The sequence below is a fragment of the Nostoc sp. LPT genome (genome assembly GCF_017115165.1).
Lineage (GTDB): Bacteria > Cyanobacteriota > Cyanobacteriia > Cyanobacteriales > Nostocaceae > Nostoc.
In genome coordinates this window covers 39,353-55,862 of the sequence record NZ_JABXKF010000163.1, presented here as the reverse complement: position 1 = coordinate 55,862, position 16,510 = coordinate 39,353, and the positions used below count along the sequence as shown (strand labels likewise).

General features: G+C 42.5%; 18 protein-coding genes and 1 pseudogene. 15 read left to right on the top strand and 4 right to left on the bottom strand.

Annotated elements, in window-relative coordinates; genetic code table 11:
- The first annotated feature begins 1,063 nt into the window (after positions 1 to 1,063).
- The 14 genes and pseudogenes from nifH (at position 1,064) to HWQ58_RS31225 (ending at position 14,724) form a co-directional block, all read left to right on the top strand.
- Positions 1,064 to 1,888, top strand: coding sequence for a nitrogenase iron protein (gene nifH, locus HWQ58_RS31290; RefSeq protein WP_292871630.1), 825 nt, complete (start codon positions 1,064 to 1,066; stop codon positions 1,886 to 1,888).
- 166 nt (positions 1,889 to 2,054) lie between these two features.
- Positions 2,055 to 2,441 carry a hypothetical protein gene (locus tag HWQ58_RS31285; protein ID WP_292871628.1) on the top strand — a complete coding sequence of 129 codons (387 nt, stop codon included), beginning with the start codon at positions 2,055 to 2,057 and terminating at the stop codon, positions 2,439 to 2,441.
- A gap of 280 nt (positions 2,442 to 2,721) precedes the next feature.
- Entirely contained in the window at positions 2,722 to 3,939 is a 1,218-nt protein-coding gene (locus HWQ58_RS31280; RefSeq protein ID WP_292871626.1) for a substrate-binding domain-containing protein, read from the top strand.
- Positions 3,940 to 4,236: 297 nt separating this feature from the next.
- Positions 4,237 to 5,355, top strand: coding sequence for a homocitrate synthase (nifV, locus tag HWQ58_RS31275; protein ID WP_292871624.1), 1,119 nt, complete (start codon positions 4,237 to 4,239; stop codon positions 5,353 to 5,355).
- A gap of 194 nt (positions 5,356 to 5,549) precedes the next feature.
- Positions 5,550 to 5,690: pseudogene (locus tag HWQ58_RS31270) on the top strand (transporter); the annotation flags it as partial.
- A gap of 532 nt (positions 5,691 to 6,222) precedes the next feature.
- The gene (locus HWQ58_RS31265; RefSeq protein ID WP_292871622.1) at positions 6,223 to 6,936 is read left to right on the top strand and encodes a 2OG-Fe(II) oxygenase; all 714 of its coding nucleotides are present in this window, start codon (positions 6,223 to 6,225) and stop codon (positions 6,934 to 6,936) included.
- A gap of 641 nt (positions 6,937 to 7,577) precedes the next feature.
- Positions 7,578 to 8,399, top strand: coding sequence for an NADPH-dependent oxidoreductase (locus tag HWQ58_RS31260; protein WP_292871620.1), 822 nt, complete (start codon positions 7,578 to 7,580; stop codon positions 8,397 to 8,399).
- A gap of 375 nt (positions 8,400 to 8,774) precedes the next feature.
- Positions 8,775 to 9,011, top strand: a complete 237-nt coding sequence (locus tag HWQ58_RS31255; protein WP_292871618.1) for a hypothetical protein — start codon at positions 8,775 to 8,777, stop codon at positions 9,009 to 9,011.
- A gap of 135 nt (positions 9,012 to 9,146) precedes the next feature.
- The gene (locus HWQ58_RS31250; RefSeq protein ID WP_292871616.1) at positions 9,147 to 9,647 is read left to right on the top strand and encodes a phosphate-starvation-inducible PsiE family protein; all 501 of its coding nucleotides are present in this window, start codon (positions 9,147 to 9,149) and stop codon (positions 9,645 to 9,647) included.
- Positions 9,648 to 10,163: 516 nt separating this feature from the next.
- Complete coding sequence (locus HWQ58_RS31245) at positions 10,164 to 10,655, top strand: DUF2231 domain-containing protein (protein ID WP_292871614.1); 492 nt, start codon at positions 10,164 to 10,166, stop codon at positions 10,653 to 10,655.
- Positions 10,655 to 11,260, top strand: a complete 606-nt coding sequence (locus HWQ58_RS31240; RefSeq protein ID WP_292871612.1) for a DUF2231 domain-containing protein — start codon at positions 10,655 to 10,657, stop codon at positions 11,258 to 11,260. Before HWQ58_RS31245 ends, HWQ58_RS31240 begins: the two co-directional genes overlap by 1 nt.
- 3 nt (positions 11,261 to 11,263) lie before the next feature.
- Positions 11,264 to 12,205 carry a cytochrome c oxidase subunit II gene (locus HWQ58_RS31235; protein ID WP_292871610.1) on the top strand — a complete coding sequence of 314 codons (942 nt, stop codon included), beginning with the start codon at positions 11,264 to 11,266 and terminating at the stop codon, positions 12,203 to 12,205.
- A 101-nt stretch (positions 12,206 to 12,306) separates the two neighbouring features.
- Complete coding sequence (gene ctaD / locus HWQ58_RS31230; protein ID WP_292871608.1) at positions 12,307 to 13,956, top strand: cytochrome c oxidase subunit I; 1,650 nt, start codon at positions 12,307 to 12,309, stop codon at positions 13,954 to 13,956.
- 177 nt (positions 13,957 to 14,133) lie between these two features.
- Positions 14,134 to 14,724, top strand: coding sequence for a heme-copper oxidase subunit III (locus HWQ58_RS31225; protein WP_292871606.1), 591 nt, complete (start codon positions 14,134 to 14,136; stop codon positions 14,722 to 14,724).
- A gap of 165 nt (positions 14,725 to 14,889) precedes the next feature.
- Here the strand turns inward: HWQ58_RS31225 and HWQ58_RS31220 are convergent, their stop codons facing one another.
- The gene (locus HWQ58_RS31220) at positions 14,890 to 15,258 is read right to left on the bottom strand and encodes a clan AA aspartic protease (protein ID WP_292871604.1); all 369 of its coding nucleotides are present in this window, start codon (positions 15,256 to 15,258) and stop codon (positions 14,890 to 14,892) included.
- On the bottom strand, positions 15,255 to 15,527 hold the full coding sequence (locus HWQ58_RS31215) for a hypothetical protein (protein ID WP_292871602.1): 273 nt from the start codon (positions 15,525 to 15,527) through the stop codon (positions 15,255 to 15,257). The genes HWQ58_RS31220 and HWQ58_RS31215 overlap by 4 nt, the downstream gene beginning before the upstream one ends.
- A gap of 156 nt (positions 15,528 to 15,683) precedes the next feature.
- Here HWQ58_RS31215 and HWQ58_RS31210 point away from each other — a divergent pair, with 156 nt between their 5' ends.
- Positions 15,684 to 15,860, top strand: a complete 177-nt coding sequence (locus HWQ58_RS31210) for a hypothetical protein (RefSeq protein ID WP_292871600.1) — start codon at positions 15,684 to 15,686, stop codon at positions 15,858 to 15,860.
- On the opposite strand, the gene HWQ58_RS31205 is transcribed toward HWQ58_RS31210, so the two are convergent.
- Together HWQ58_RS31205 and HWQ58_RS31200 are read right to left on the bottom strand one after the other, a co-directional pair.
- The gene (locus tag HWQ58_RS31205; protein ID WP_292871598.1) at positions 15,857 to 16,081 is read right to left on the bottom strand and encodes a type II toxin-antitoxin system VapC family toxin; all 225 of its coding nucleotides are present in this window, start codon (positions 16,079 to 16,081) and stop codon (positions 15,857 to 15,859) included. The two genes, HWQ58_RS31210 and HWQ58_RS31205, sit on opposite strands and share 4 nt — an antisense overlap.
- Before the next feature lies 1 nt (position 16,082).
- Entirely contained in the window at positions 16,083 to 16,475 is a 393-nt protein-coding gene (locus tag HWQ58_RS31200; RefSeq protein ID WP_292871596.1) for an ACP S-malonyltransferase, read from the bottom strand.
- Positions 16,476 to 16,510: the final 35 nt, after the last annotated feature.

Here is a 16,510-nt window from a genome sequence, read left to right as displayed (position 1 = left end):
CGCACTTAAACAACTTCATTGGCATGGTTGATTGCTCCTTGTGCAATTGCTGATAAGAAGAAGGATTCTTCTATATCTTTATTTTTGTCAGAAACTTCTTTGAGTTCCTTGATTTCAAAATCCTATCAACCTTTTTAATTAATAATAGTAAAGTTGATAACAATTAGCTGAATTAGTATTGCAATTTTAGAATAAAATCAGTTTATAATAGACAGTTCTGTCTAGATTAAAGCAGCCGCAATTCTTTTATATATAAGACTTTTAGCAACGAGAATAGACAGACTATTCTAACTATATATAACAGTGTAAATGATTTAATTGCTATTTAGACTCTAGATACTTCAGTTGGATAAATCGGCGATATTTGCTCCATTCAAAACAATAGGAAAAACGCAATTGTTTGCTTTTAAGCTTTCTAGCTGATGAGTAATTGTAACCACGAATACTGTTTGTAAATTAATTTATCGGCGCAAGTAAATTGGCCAGATGTATGATATTCTTTATTTATAGGGAATCTAATACCAAAACAAAAACTCCTTAGATTCCTTTGAAGTGAGTATCAGACCAGCCTCATCAGTTATTGGTGACGGCATAACGTTAATCGAAGTGGAGCAAAACCGTCCAAAAATCGGTTTTTCGTTTGGCGAACTGTTGCCATAGCGTAGGCTGGACTGATTTTTCTATGTATCTTCTTTGCAGCCAAAATAATGCTTGTCTTGCTGTGATGAAGTAAAAATTTCTCATGCACCTGCCGTATGTTTGGAAGTTTTTTGAATTTTTGGTGACAGGATTGGAACTAATTTTTAGCACCTTGTTGTATTTCGCATCCCACTAATATTTACTGCCATATCTGTAAGAAGCTATTTAACTTTTAACAGATAACTGCAATATTTATAATGCTGAATAGACGGCTAATCTCCACTATCTAACAGCATCAACGCAGTCACAAACTGGGTAGTAAATACTTTCAATAATTACAACCCCAATTTGATTCAATACTCTGCTTGATTACACCATAATCTTGGAGCCGAATCAATAAGTCTGCGCCATTATTGAGGTTTTTATGCGGAAAATCGCTATTTATGGAAGAGGGGGAGTTGGCAAATCCACAACGACTCAAAACGTCGTGGCTGGACTGACTGATATGAGTCGTAAAGTAATGGTTGTAGGGTGTGACTCGAAAGCAGACTCTACCCGGCTCCTCTTGGGGGGATTCCACCAGAAGATTGTACTTGATACGTTACGTAAAGAAGAAGATGATGTGAATTTAGAAGACTTCCGCCAGGAGGGATGGGGGAAGACGCTGTGTGTGGAATCGGGTGGGCCGGAACCTGGTGTGGGATGTGCAGGTAGAGGCATTCTGACATCAATTGGGTTACTGGAACAACTTGGTGCTTATGATGATGCAGTTAGACTAGATTATACATTTTATGATGGTCTGGGTGATGTGGTATGCGGTGGATTTGTCATGCCCATTCGTGAACGTAAAGCTCAAGAGGTTTACATTATCACTTCTGGGGAAATTATGGCAATGTATACCGTCAACAACATCTGCCGAAGCATTCAAAAGTATGCTCCGATAGGCGGTATACGTCTGGGAGGATTGATTTGCAACTCTCGCAAAGTCGATGAGGAAGATGATTTGATCAAAGCTCTGGCAGAGAAACTGGGGACTCAAATGATCTACTCCATACCCAGAGACAATATGGTGCAACGGGCAGAGTTCCACCGCAAGACGGTGATTGAGTATGCTCCTGAGTCTGAACAGGCACAGCACTATCACAACCTGGCAATGGCAATTGACCAAAATACAGATTTTGTTACTCCGAAATCTATGTCTAACGATCAGCTAGAGGAACTGCTAGTAAAGTTTGGGTTGTTTGACTAGAACAATGCAGTAGGGGTTATCCCTCATACAAAGTGTCTGGAGCAATTGGCAATCTCTTACTCGAAAAAGCAGAAAAAACTGCGTAAACTTCTTACCACCATTTGAGAAATCGGCGTTCTGAACCACGCCAAAATTCGTCTACCTCATTGAAGGAGGAGAACTCATTATGTTGACTGAAGAGGTTTTAGTCCAAAAATTTACTACCGTAGTCAAGGGACGCTGTGCCAAAGTCGGCGAGTTGCTCCAGTACTGCCACGTCGAACTTGTAAACTCTTACTGGGGCTGCCCTCCAAAACTTATACAACATTTTGTTGTTTTTTATCCTAATATGCTGTTTGCCTCAGTTAATGCCTACAAAAACATTTTCAGAGGCGTTGCCCAAGATTTGGGGATATCTGAGGCTGTTTGCATAAATGCCACACGCATTATTCGCGATCCCGCCTCAAGGTTGAAGGAAAAGAACCCGATCTTATGGTTGGAACTCCAGTGGGTAGCAGTACCAACTAAAAAAGGCAATTGGCATTTAGATCAGGATTTACCGCACTCGGACTAAGTTTTCTTTTGGTGACGTAAGCCAACTTAGGCATCGCTTTGGTTAGCAGATGATGAAAAGGCGATGCCTACGGCGGCAAGCTACGCTAAATCACTAAAATAGTATCCAAAAATGCAAGTATTTTAGCAGAATGTATGTTACGCTTGCAGCAAACAAGCGAAATTGTTAAAACATCAACATGTCTGACAACAAAAACGGCAAATACTAGAAAACCTTGCTATTGACCCAACAAATTTAAGTTTGTGCGCCGCGGCTTTTTCTAACGGAGAGATACAGCCTCATGAAACTGGATGTGAATCTTTGCAATAACCTGAAGTCAATAAGAACTCGCTTGGGCATGAGTCAGCAAGAATTGGCTAATATAGCTGGCGTAACTCGTCAGAGTATTGGTGGTGTGGAATTGGGACAATATGCTCCTTCTGTTGCTATGTCACTACGTTTAGCTAAGGCGCTTGGTTGCCAAGTCGAGGACTTATTCTGGTTTGAGGAAGATTTACCAGAAGTTGAGGCAATTCTTGCGGGATCAGCCCCTAAGCAAGAGCAATCACGAGTTAGTCTAGCGCGGGTTGGGGATCAATGGATAGCTTATCCCCTTGTGGGGAATGATGCTTTTCGGATCGAAATGATTCCAGCTGATGGTGAGACAGTTGCGGTAGATGGGTTCCCCGGCATTAGCAAATTGCCATTAGCGTCAAAGGTAGCTAGTAAAGAGCCTGACTCTGAGGGTGAAGCCCAGAGCGAGATCGGTACAAATAAAGTCCAGGTTCGGCTTCTGGATGATATAGATAAACTGCATAATACAGTTGTGATTGCTGGTTGTACACCTGTGCTTTCCCTGTTGGCAAGAGCAACTGAACGTTGGCATCCGCAACTGCGAGTTCATTATCGTTTTGCCCATAGCACGGCTGCATTGCGTAGTTTGTGCCGAGGTGAAGTTCACATTGCAGGAATGCACTTATACGATGCTGATACTGGGGAACATAACATTCCCTTTGTGCGGGAAGCCTTAACAGGTAAGAGTGCCGTTTTGATTACCCTTGGAGTTTGGGAAGAAGGTTTGTTAGTCCCACCAGGAAACCCGATGGGAGTTAAAACAGTTTCCGACTTAGTAGAATTTGGAGCAACTATTGTCACCCATGAAGTGGGTTCTGGCAGTCGGATGCTTTTAGAACGGAAACTCCAAGAAGAAGGAGTGCCATTACACAAAGTTAAAGGATCTGATCATATCGTTCACAGCCATCAAGATGTTGCTTTGTCTGTAGTCTCAGGAATCGCTGATGCAGGTATCAGTACAGCATCTATAGCTGCTGCCTTTGGGTTGGGATTTATCCCCCTTCATCGTGCGCGATATGACTTGGTGATTATTAAAGAATACTTGGAAGAAGAACCAGTAAAGCAGTTTCTCAGTATCTTGGGACATCAGCTAGTGCGATCGCAATTAGAGATTCTCGGCGGCTATGACACTAGCAATATTGGGGAAGTTGTAGCAAATATTTAATACTTCTTAATTCGTAATTCGTAATTCGTAATTATTACCCTACGGCTAAGAAATATGTCTTTTAGTTTTTACAACTCAAGTTAGCTGCTCTGTCTTTCAATTATTAATTAACGCGATGTGCAACTTATCCTTAGAATCCCACTTCCATTCCTCTCTCCCACTCCTAAGAGGCTTTGATTCTTGCTCCCCAACGCGCTAGTAGGGAAGGTGTAGGGGTTAGGTTGCACACTGCGTCAATTCCTCAAGCAAATCAAAATTACCCAACAAGTTAGCTGCAAAATGAATCATCACTTCACTATGAACAAACATCCCGTTCAGATTAACGATACAACCTTGCGAGATGGCGAACAAGCCGCAGGTGTAGCCTTTAACGTTGAAGAAAAAATTGCGATCGCTACTTTTCTTGATGCCATTGGTGTTCCAGAATTGGAAATTGGTGTTCCGGCAATGGGACAAGAAGAAGCAGAGTCGATCCGAGCGATCGCTAATCTGGGATTAAATGCCCAATTACTTGGCTGGAACCGTGCTAATTTGTCCGATATCCAGGCATCTATAGATTGTGGTTTGGAACGGGTGCATATTTCCGTTCCCGTCTCAGAAATTCAGATTGCCGCCAAGTTTGGGGGTAAGCAGCAGGTAATGCTGGATCGTCTGCGGGATGCGATTAATTTCGCTTGCGATCACGGTTTATCTGTATCTGTTGGCGGAGAAGATTCTTCCAGAGCCGATCCATCTTTTCTATTGGATGTGGCTTATTATGCTCAAGAGTTGGGAGCTTTCCGGTTTCGCTTTTGTGACACTGTAGGAATTCTCGACCCTCTGAACACTTACAGCAAAGTTCGCTCCCTTGTGCATCATCTATTCATTCCCATAGAAATGCACACACATAATGATTTTGGACTGGCAATGGCGAACTCGCTAGCTGGTATTGAAGCAGGGGCGCGATCAGTCAACACTACGGTAAATGGGATTGGCGAACGCGCAGGTAATGCGGCGCTGGAAGAAATGGTAATGGCACTGAAACACCTCTACGGCATTCCAACGGGTATTAATACAAAACGGCTATTGGAACTATCGCGGTTAGTTGCGAAAGCTGCCAACTGGCCGGTTCCTCCCTGGAAAGCGATCGTGGGTGAAAATACTTTTGCACACGAATCGGGCATTCATGCTCACGGTGTGTTGCAAAATCCCGGTACTTACGAACCGTTTGCGCCGGAAGATGTTGGCTGGGAACGTCGCTTGGTAGTAGGCAAACATTCCGGTCGGCATCTGATATTTAGTGTGCTGCAAGAACATGGAATCACGCTCAGTCAGCCAGAAATTCAATCAGTGCTGGATGCTGTAAAACATCAGTCAGTAAAAGTTAAGCGCAGTCTCACAGTTGAAGAACTCCTGAGTTTTGTTCCCCAAAGGTAAATGCACAACACCTATCAAAACATTACAGGGGAATAGAGAGTAGGGAGTGGGGAGTAGTGTAGTTAAATTTGTAAGCTTTCATTTGACCACAAATCAAAAGTGAACTTGGTTAAGAAAGCATCACAATTCTGTCTCAGGTTATTGCAATCATTGTACCAGCTGCTAAGATATTACCAACATAATTGGTAATATCTATGCCGAGAAAAGAGCAAGGATGGATCACTTTTCAATTGTCTCCAGAAGAACGGCAACTTCTAGAGCAGTACTGCAAGCAGTTCCAACGCACTAAGACTGATGTTTTGCGTTCCCTGTTGCGTAATCTCCAACGACAATCACTCAAACAAGAGGGAAAGCAGTTTGATTCTGAGGAGGTTGATCTTGACCTACTTTGAGCAGTGTTGAAGAATCGCTATCGATAAAGCCAGTTTTCTTGTAGCCAAACAAATTTGTAATGAGGTTGGTAATCCCTCTGAAATTGTAAAAAAGCGTTCAAGTTCAAAAGTTGACTATGACAAATCCTACAAAATTATTGCGATCGCTATTCAGTGAAATTCCTTTCAATTACGAAATTGATTGGAATGACTCTCTAAAACACCAATTCAGTAATCCTGAAAGAACCTCTCCCCCAACCCCTCTTTGAAGCGAAGAGGGGAGTTTACCTCCCAGGGCCCTTCCCTACCAGGGAAGGGCCCTGGGAGGTTAGGTTTTTGATTACTGAATCGATGCTCTAAGTGTTCCGGCGATGAAACTTCTACGGCTTGAGCAAAGCTTTTTGGTGCAGAGGTAAATCGATTGTTGATGCTCCAATACCACTTGATGTCCAGGGTAATCATGATTGGTTAATTCTACTAAAGCGTTTTTTCTACCATGCTTAATTTTGATTCCATTCGTGCCACAGCAATGCAAAAAGTCCCATACAATTGGGCTTTGATCAAAAACCTGCTTTCACCAGAAGCAAGCTTAGAACTGACTGCGAGTTTTCCCCATGAAGAGTTTCGCCTGTCGGAGGGAGAGGGATACGGATACTCTTGGGGAAAGATGCTTGCAAAGAGCGAGGATATTTCCTTGATGCTCAAATCTAGCGATAATCGCTGGCGAGAGCGGATGGCACAAGGCAGACTTACTTATGACTTGAGACACCTCAGTAAAGTCTGGCGACAGTTGATAGAAGGACTGTGGACAGATTCTTACCGCAAAGCTTTAGCTGAAATGTCTGGGTTGGAACTAAAAGACTGTGTAATGGATATTGGATTTCGCCGATATCAATTAGGACAGTTGCATCACCCTCATACAGACGAGCCGAACAAACTTTTAACTCATCTGCTATTTTTCAATCAACAATGGTCTGTAGACTGGGGAGGCTGTTTGCGAATTCTCAAAGACTCCCAACCGGAATCTGCCTTCCAAGATATTCTACCCCTTAGTGATTCCTCTGTTGCGATCGCACGTTCTGATAATTCTTGGCACATGGTTACTCCGTTGACTTGTCCTGCATCTGAGTCTCGGCTAGCTTTACGAGTTGCTTTTTTTCAGAATAGTCGCCTAACTTCAGATTTTGGAGAAACCCAGCTAGCTGCGTAGCAGTCAGCCCCTTCGGGGAAGTCAAAAGTCAAAAGTCAAAAGTCAAAATTAATAATCCCCATAAATAAATTTAGGGGCTTGTCAGCCCCTTCTCTGCGAGACGCTACGCGAACGGGGAAGTCAAAAGTCAAAAGTCAAGTATTCTTCTATAGAGGCTTAATATGAATAAAGGGCGTTGCAGAACAGCGGGATGAATTGGGGTAAACAGGGGGAAAAATTTTATCAGTTGCTAAATCATCCTGCTTTCTCTGCAACACCGAATAAATGATTCTATGATTTCACGAACATTCTGTCCGAATAGTTATAAGTTAAACTGTATAGTAACCTGTGTAAGGGTTGCTTCAAGGACGGAGGGGCAAAGGGGCTTTAGCTTCAAATGATAGAGTATCATCCTCCTTTTGTTACTTCCGTCAGAGAAAATTCCGAAGTTCATATTTCAAAAGGCTTTTATCCATCAGATATCGATGGGCTTAACGAGTGAAACTTAACCAAGCTGAAATCCTTGATTAACACTGTCTTGCTTTTCTAAATTGACAGAATAAGGATCGTATCGATTTTTGTTAGTTAATCAAACTCCTTGTTTTTCGTCGTTGAGAGTCTTTTTGAAAACGTAAAAAAGTGTTGGAGTTCAAAAGTTGACTATGACAAATCCTACAGAACTATTGCGATCGCGCTACGGTGAGATTCCCTTCAAGTACGAAATTGACTGGAACGACTCTCTACAAACGCTACTATCTCACCGTTCAGTTCGGTCTTATCTATCTGACCCTTTACCACCAGGAACCCTAGAATGGCTAGTTGCAGCGGCTCAATCTGCTGCTAGTTCAGCTAATTTGCAAACCTGGAGTGTGGTAGCGGTTGAAGATCCAGAGCGCAAAGCAGAATTATGCAAGCTGTCTAATAACCAAGCATGGGTTAACCAGGCTCCTGTATTTTTGGTTTGGTTAGCAGATTTAGGTCGTATGGCTCATATTGCTGATAGTCGCGGACTACCTCATGTGGCTCTGGATTACATAGAACTGTTGTTTAAAGCAGTAATCGATGCCTCGGTAGCAGCGCAAAATGCGACTCTAGCGGCTGAATCTATTGGTTTGGGAACGGTATATATTGGCGCAATCCGCAATAACACCCAAGAGGTGGCAACACTATTAAATTTGCCACCTTTTGTGTTTCCTATATTTGGATTGTGTGTAGGTTATCCCAATCCTGAAGTACAACCTGCTATTAAGCCGCGTTTACCCCAGTCAGCTATACTGCACCGGGAAATCTATAAATTGGCAGAGCAAGATGAAGCGATCGCTCACTACAATGATATCATGAAAGAATTCTACACTCAACAACAGATGAATGCTGCTGTTGATTGGTCGCAAAACTCAGCTGAGCGAATCGCCACTTTAGACTATTTAAAAGGGTGCAAGTATTTGCGGGAAACTCTCAACAACTTCGGCTTCAAGTTGCTATAAAAGTCTCCACCCTTCGCCTTTGGTATCTTTGCTTAGGAGAAGACTTGTTATTGCTTCATAAAGACCCAAAACCCTTACCATACCCAAAATTACACACTCCACACCCAGTCTCAAAAGATAATTTTGGTGCGTAAGTCCTAAAGAATAAATAGACCTACTAACTCGCCACCCCTAGCAATTTTCCTGCTTGAAACCTTTGTACTAATTTGGGGAATCTCAAGGCATTTAAGCAGTCAACAGGTAAACCAATTAAATGGGTATTCCAGCAGGCTTTATCTTTCAAAAAAAGGTTGACCTGTAAGAATCGCTCTTTGACTGAGAATTGCTGACCAAAAATGTAGAATTTACCCTGTGAAACTAAAGGAGCTTCAAACAATGAATATGACTGAATTGTCTACCAAAGACCTCAACAAACTACGCTCTCAAGCCAAAATAATTGTTAACCGAGTGGAGATTTTCGTAGAAACTTACTTATTAGAAACCTCTCTTGATGAGAAAGTGATAAACGAAACCTTACAAGAGATTATTAAGGCTGCGAATAACTTAACAACCGCAGTATCCAAAATTAAAACCGTAGAAACCGTACAAGGTGACTTGAACGGTTCAAAATAGTTTAATCGGGCTGAGTGGAACCCCATAGCTAAATAATGGGGATTGAATACAGTACTGAGTGCTGAGTAATCGATGCTAGATACTCAGCACTGTTTCAGTTATGGAGATCAATGAATCTAATTGTCAGGAAATACCATGCTCAAGGGGCTAATTTCAAACTTCAATAACTGGTTACAAAGAAATAAAATTGTCCGGAACCTGGAATTTTTTCAAGACTTTATTATCATTTCTCTCTGCCTTGGTCTATTCTGTGTGATGCTGATCCGACTGGGAGATATGTTCTTCTCCTTTTTGCATCCCTTGGATTTGCGGCAAGTAACATCTGATATCCTGTTCATTTTGATTTTAGTAGAGTTGTTCCGCCTGTTAATTGATCATCTACAACAACAGAGGACATCCGTGACCGCAGCAGTGGAAATTACTATTGTTTCTGCTTTAAGAGAGGTAATTTTACGCGGTGTTCTCGAAATTCCCCGTGACCAAATTTTTGGAATAGCTGTATTTCTAGTAGTGTTAACAGGAATTATGGTGGCTTTACCTTGGATATCTCGTTTTCTTGAACAGGTCAAAATTCCTCACCCTGAAACAACAGAAAAAACGCAACTGTTGGATAAAAGCTCTCTAGCTTCTGATTAATTGTAACTACAAATACTGTTTGAAAATTAGTTGGCGATCGCAAGTATTTTTAACAGATGTATGATATTCTTTATATATGGAGAATCAAAAGTACAAAATTCTTCAAAAAAATAAAGTACACTCCAAGACCAGCAATTCTCATTATGAGCTTTGGATATTATTATGTCCAAAGCCTATTTAGTCAAATGTATCAGATTCCAAGCGATATTGCGGAGATTTAATATCCTTGTGTTTATATTTCATACATTGTTTTACTTCACAGATGGAAAGTAGTAACTCGTTCATCAGCATTTACCAACGAGTAAAACCTTTTTCAATAACTTGCTATTCTATATTCATTCCAGCGAGCTTTTGCGTATCAGAATCAAGCTACTCTGTGAAAGAATTCTCCTTATAAGAATTGCTGTTGTTATTTAGAAGGATTTTAAGTGCAATCTAAATTGTTGTAGAAATCAAAAGATTGTGAAGTATTGATTGTTAAGCACTAAACACTAACTAACACATGAGTAGAATACCATGCTTGAGAAGCTTCTGAATAACCATAATTTACCGTATCCCGATACGATACATCCGATCGTTGTCCATTTTGTGATTGCGATGGTGTTGTTTGCCTTCTTGTGTGATGTCATTGGATACTTTACTAGTAATTACCGTCTTTTCGAGGTGAGTTGGTGGAATATGTTTTTCGCTACAATCTCCATCTTTGTCGCCGTTATTTTTGGTCAATTTGAAGCAGGTTTGGCAGAACCTTATAACGCAGCTGAACGAGTACTTAATTTACATATGATTCTTGGTTGGGCACTTGCAGGAATTCTGGCAGCCATTACAGCTTGGCGTTACGTGATTCATTGCCGCACTCCAGAAAAGATATCAGTTTATTACCTAGCAGCAAGTCTACTTTTGACTGTTTTGGTAGGCGTACAAGTATATTTTGGAGATGAATTGGTTTGGGTATATGGGCTGCACACTGTACCAGTTGTTGAAGCCATAAAGGAGGGCTTACTGTAATGAACCCTGAAGTTATTGAGCAATTAAAAACTCAGATGGGAGCAAATGGGTTGCCCTACACTATACCCATTCACCCAAATTTAGTTCATCTCACTCTAGCTTTGTTCATCCTTGGCATTACCTTTGATTTTATTGGTGTGTTCTTTCCCCTACAACAACCAATCTTCAAGTTTTTAGCAGTTCCTGCCACTCGTTCCAGCTTTTTTGATGCCGGCTGGTACAATATGCTAGGTTCGGCACTCATCACAATTTTTACGGTAGCAGCAGGTTTTTATGAAATCATGTTGGCAGAACCACTCACTGGGGTAAAGAGTGCCTGGGGATTTGAAGCTATGGAAACAATGCTTTGGCATGGTATGGGTGGTGTTTTTCTACTAGCGCTAATTCTTGGGATGGCTATTTGGAGAGGATTTCAGCGCTATATTTGGCGTCAGGATGACAGTCAACAAGTGCAGTGGACTTATTTAGTTTCTGGACTGTTCATCATGTTCATCATGTTCATCCACGGTACGCTAGGAGCGCAGTTAGCTACTGAGTTTGGAGTTCACAATACTGCTGATATGTTGTTGCGCTTGGGCAAAAACCCCAACTTACTGCTGAGGTAATCAATGAAAATCCGAAATATTTTGATATTGAGTGCGATCGCGATCGCCTTAACTGCTGTTAGTCTTTGGATAGGGCAGTCGACGTATTCTTGGATGCCTCCTCAAGCCGCAGCAGAATCGCAGCTCGTCGATAAGTTGTTTAGTTTTTTAATCACGCTGGGAGCATTTATCTTCCTTGGAGTCACAGGAACACTCATCTACTCGGCGATTTTCCATCGAGCAGAACAGTATGATACCAGCGATGGCCCCCCGATTGAAGGAAATATCCCACTAGAAATTGTCTGGACTGCAATTCCTGTATTGTTAGTGTTTTGGATTGCCACTTACAGCTACCAAATCTACGAGCAAATGGGGATTCAAGGGCCTATGGAAGCTATGCATATGCATATTCCAGTCTTGATGAAATCGGCATCTGCTGCACCAATAAATGAGGACACGGAGAGACGGGGACGCGGGGACGTGGGGAATCTTAATGTCCTGCCATTTGAAGACATTGAAGTTAATGCCAAACAGTGGGCTTGGGTTTTCCGCTATCCAAAAACAGGAATTACCAGCACCGAACTACATTTACCCGTCAATCATCGCATTCGTCTAGCTATGCAGTCCGAGGATGTTCTCCACGGCTTTTATATTCCTGCTTTCCGAGTCAAGCAAGACATTATTCCCAACCGCAACATTGACTTTGAATTCACTCCCATCCGTATTGGCAAATATCAATTGACCGATTCCGAATTTAGCGGTACTTACTTTGCAACCATGCGGGCAAATGTTGTTGTCGAGTCCCCTGAGGATTATAAGAAGTGGCTTGCAGAAGCAGCAAATCGCAAACCATGCACTGCAAATAATCAAGCAGCTTCCGAATATGCCCAAGAATCAAAAGAATTAATCAAAGGCTGGGTTACAGTAGCACCCGCACAAGCCCCCGTAGTCAACTACAGCAATTAATCATTAGTCATTAGTCATTGGTCATTGGTCATTGGTTTTGGACAAATGACAAATGACAAAGGACAAATGACAAATGACAAATGACAAAGGACAAATGACAAATGACAAATATTTCCGTTGAAGACATTACAGGTGACGCACCTCAACAGGAACCGAGAGCAGACTGGAGGCAATACTTTAGCTTCAGCACAGACCACAAAGTTATCGGTATTCAGTATATTGTTACCGCTTTCATCCTCTTTTTAGTAGGCGGTCTATTTGCAATGATCATTCGTGGGGAATTGATTACCCCAGAATCAGACCTAGTTGACCGTAGTGTTTATAATGCAATGTTCACCATGCACGGCACTGTGATGCTATTTGGATGGACATTCCCCATACTTACAGGTTTTGCTAACTATCTTGTACCTCTGATGATTGGGGCGCGAGATATGGCGTTTCCCAGACTCAATGCTGTCGCCTTCTGGATGATACCGATCGCTGCTATCCTACTGATGGCCAGCTTCTTTGTACCCGGTGGGCCAGCGCAAGCCGGTTGGTGGTCATATCCTCCCGTTAGCTTGCAAAACCCGACAGGCAACTTAATCAATGGTGAAGTAATCTGGCTTCTAGCAGTGGCAATATCAGGTGTTTCCTCAATTATGGGGGCGATTAACTTTGTCACCACGATTGTCAAGATGCGCGCACCTGGGATGACAGCCTTCCGTACGCCCATCTTTGTTTGGAATGTATTTAGTGCCCAGATTATCCAACTGTTTGGACTACCTGTCTTAACAGCAGGTGCAGTCATGCTTTTACTCGATTTAACAGTTGGAACTAGCTTTTTTGACCCAGCCAAGGGAGGCGACCCAGTTCTATTTCAGCACTTTTTCTGGTTCTACTCCCACCCTGCTGTTTACGTAATCATTCTGCCGGTCTTTGGAGTCTTTTCAGAGATATTCCCTGTTTTTGCTCGTAAACCTTTGTTTGGCTATAAGATTGTCGCTATTTCATCACTCCTGATCGCTGGAGTTAGCGGTATAGTCTGGGTACACCATCTTTACGTTAGTGGTACTCCAGGCTGGATGCGGCTGTTTTTCATGCTCACAACAATGTTCGTTTCTGTCCCCACTGGCATTAAGGTGTTTGCCTGGACTGCAACGATTTGGGGTGGCAAGCTACGATTTGATACACCAATGCTGTTTGCGTTTGGCGCATTAATATTGTTTGTATTTGCAGGTATCACTGGCATCACCCTTTCCTCTGTTCCCATTGATGTCCATGTCAACAACACTTATTATGTGGTGGGTCACTTCCACTATGTTCTATATGGCACGGTAACAATGGGGATGTTTGCTGCTATTTACTTCTGGTTCCCCAAGATGACTGGACGTATGTATTACGAAGGCTTGGGCAAGTTGCACTTCTGGCTGGCGTTCATTGGCACTAACCTCAACTTCTTCCCAATGCACCCATTAGGATTGCAAGGAATGTTGCGTCGAGTTTCTTCTTATGCCCCAGAGTATGAATTTTGGAATATTATCGCCAGTATCGGCGGATTTTTACTAGGTGTATCCACTTTGCCCTTCATTCTGAATATTATTGGTTCTTGGATACATGACAAGCAAGCACCGAAGAATCCTTGGCGAGCAATTGGACTTGAGTGGTTAGTTTCTTCACCACCTCCTGTCGAGAACTTTGAGGAAATTCCAGTTGTTGTGGGTGAACCCTACGGCTACGGGAAATCTGAACCATTAGTGGCCGAGCATTAGAGAGCAGGTCAAATGTTTGATTTTTAAACGCATAGGCGCTTCGCCTTCCCGTAGGGTAGGTACGCAGAGGTTCACGCAGAGGGACGCAGAGAGTTTGAGATGAGGCGCGATCGCAATTTTGCTTTGTTTCTTTTCTCTGTGCCTCTGCGTGAGATAAATATATAGGAGTTTCAAGCAATGGACAGTTCCATCATTTCAGAAGAATCACACGAGCATACCCATGATGAAGAAGGCAGCAAGATGTTCGGCTTCATTGTGTTCTTGCTTTCAGAGACTTTCATTTTTCTTGGTTTTTTTACGGCATATATTGTCTATAAAACAGCAAATCCTGACTGGCTACCGGCTGGTGTTTCTGGACTGGAAGTCAGAGATCCGGCAATTAATACGGTAATTCTTGTTTCTAGTAGCTTTGTCATCTATTTGGCAGAACGCGCCCTTGCACGCCACGACTTGTTGAAATTTCGCCAGTTTCTAATGCTTTCGATCGCAATGGGAAGTTACTTTTTAGTCGGACAAGCGATCGAGTGGAGCCATCTTTCTTTTGGCTTTACCACAGGTGTTTTTGGTGGAATGTTCTACTTACTGACAGGCTTCCACGGTTTACACGTTCTTACTGGCATTTTGTTGCAAATACTTGTTTTTGGTCGCTCTTTCATTCCTGATAACTACGACACAGGTCATTTTGGTGTCAATGCCACTTCTATATTTTGGCACTTTGTTGATGTCATCTGGATTGTTTTGTTTGTCCTGATTTATATCTGGCAATAACCAAAAATAATTCGTAATTCGTAGTGACGCTCTCTACGAGACGCTAAAAGCGTAGCTTGCAACTCTTACAGAGTACGCGGACTCGCTAACGTAATTCGTAATTAATTCATTCAGGTTTGAGTTCAAGCTGGCTGTTATGCCGCGTTTTTACCGTTCCGATCAAACCTACAAAATCTCGTCAATTACGACTGAACCGCTTTCATAGAAGTCTACGCTGAGGTGATAATCCTCAATCAGTGCAGTCCCAATCAGTGGACGACGAGCCATCGCCAGCACCACAACCTCACGCTCCATTCCATGCCAAATTATTGTTGCAAGGTGAAGCCGTGTCATGACATTGGAATCATCAGCGAGATTAGCTCTGATGCGAGTAACATATGGTAAATCGAGAGCAGCAACAATATCAGGGGGCAAGGTTAAAGTCCCTTCAAAACCAGTATCGACAACGCACTCTATTTCTACATCAGATTGCCCCAGAGGACAGAGAATAATATTGACTCTGGCTTGAAGCCCAACGACAGAACCATGTATCACGATGCAGTCCTTGTCAATGTGCCCCCGACTGCATAAACTGCGTTAAATCCAATTCTTTCTGTCCAGAGAACCGGATGATCGTGTCGCGCCTGCAAACGACGACAGGTTGTCAGCAAATCATCATCAATGTCATAATCACCCGACTCAATATCAATCGAAATAATTTTTCCGATGTTTTCTGCGGTTTCCACTTGGGTACGAATTTGTTTGTCGTAAAGCTCTTTGCCACGTTGAGCGACTTCTTCATCGCTGAAATTAGTGTGGGACATATGATAGACGCGATCTTCCTATTCAAAAATTGCTAGCTCTGATATTTCCATTCTATAGGGGAACACAGAGATGAGCCGTTTCCCCTCTGTCTAGCTCAGATAAATAGGTTATGTTGCGATCGCTCCTCTAAGTTCCTAAAATTGACGAGTTGTGTAATGTATCAAATTGTTCGACAGTTCCCCGCCTCGAACTCAGCGATCGCTTCCTGTGCAAAAGCTTCCAGTTTGCCATCACCAATTAAAAACCTTTGTTTGAAAGCTAATTTTGATGTGCTATACCCCAGTGGCTGCTGCGATCCAGCTGAGTTAGCCCACCTGTTCTACACCGTCTAATCCTCCGTCACTAAACCTGGAACCTTGCAGAAGTCACTAACGTTTCGGGTCAACAATACTAAATTACCAGATATGGCGATTGCTGCAATTCTTAAATCCATTGTGGAGACACGAACTTGTTGCGATCGCAGTCTTTGATCAACTGCGATCGCTCGTAAGCATTCCAATTGATTTTGAATAGGGCTGCTGGAAACGCTTATTTGAATGCTGTTCTGCTTCACTTTAAAATTTCCTACTGTTGGCTATTTCCTGTTGCGATCGCCCTTGGTGACTCCCTTCAGAGCATCGCAGCCTACTAGGTTCACAATAAACTCGCTCATCAAGCCGCTCTTTGCTACCAATAGTCACAATGGGCAATGATGTAGCTGTATTCTCCTCACGAATCATTTGCTCTAGCGAGTCTGTACCTTTCATGTTTCGATTAGCAGTGATCAAAATCATTTGCTTGGTTTGACAAAACTGCCAGACAATATAATCGCTGCTGTCATCGGATAAACCTACCTGATCAAATGTAACAAAACGAATGGGCACAACTTCAAGCCAACCCTCTGCTGCGATCGTTCCCCACAAAAGAGCGGCTTGCCCTTTCAAATTATGATCGATCAGGAAATTCATACTGTGAACTCAAGTCTGTCTTTCCAAGCTTGAAG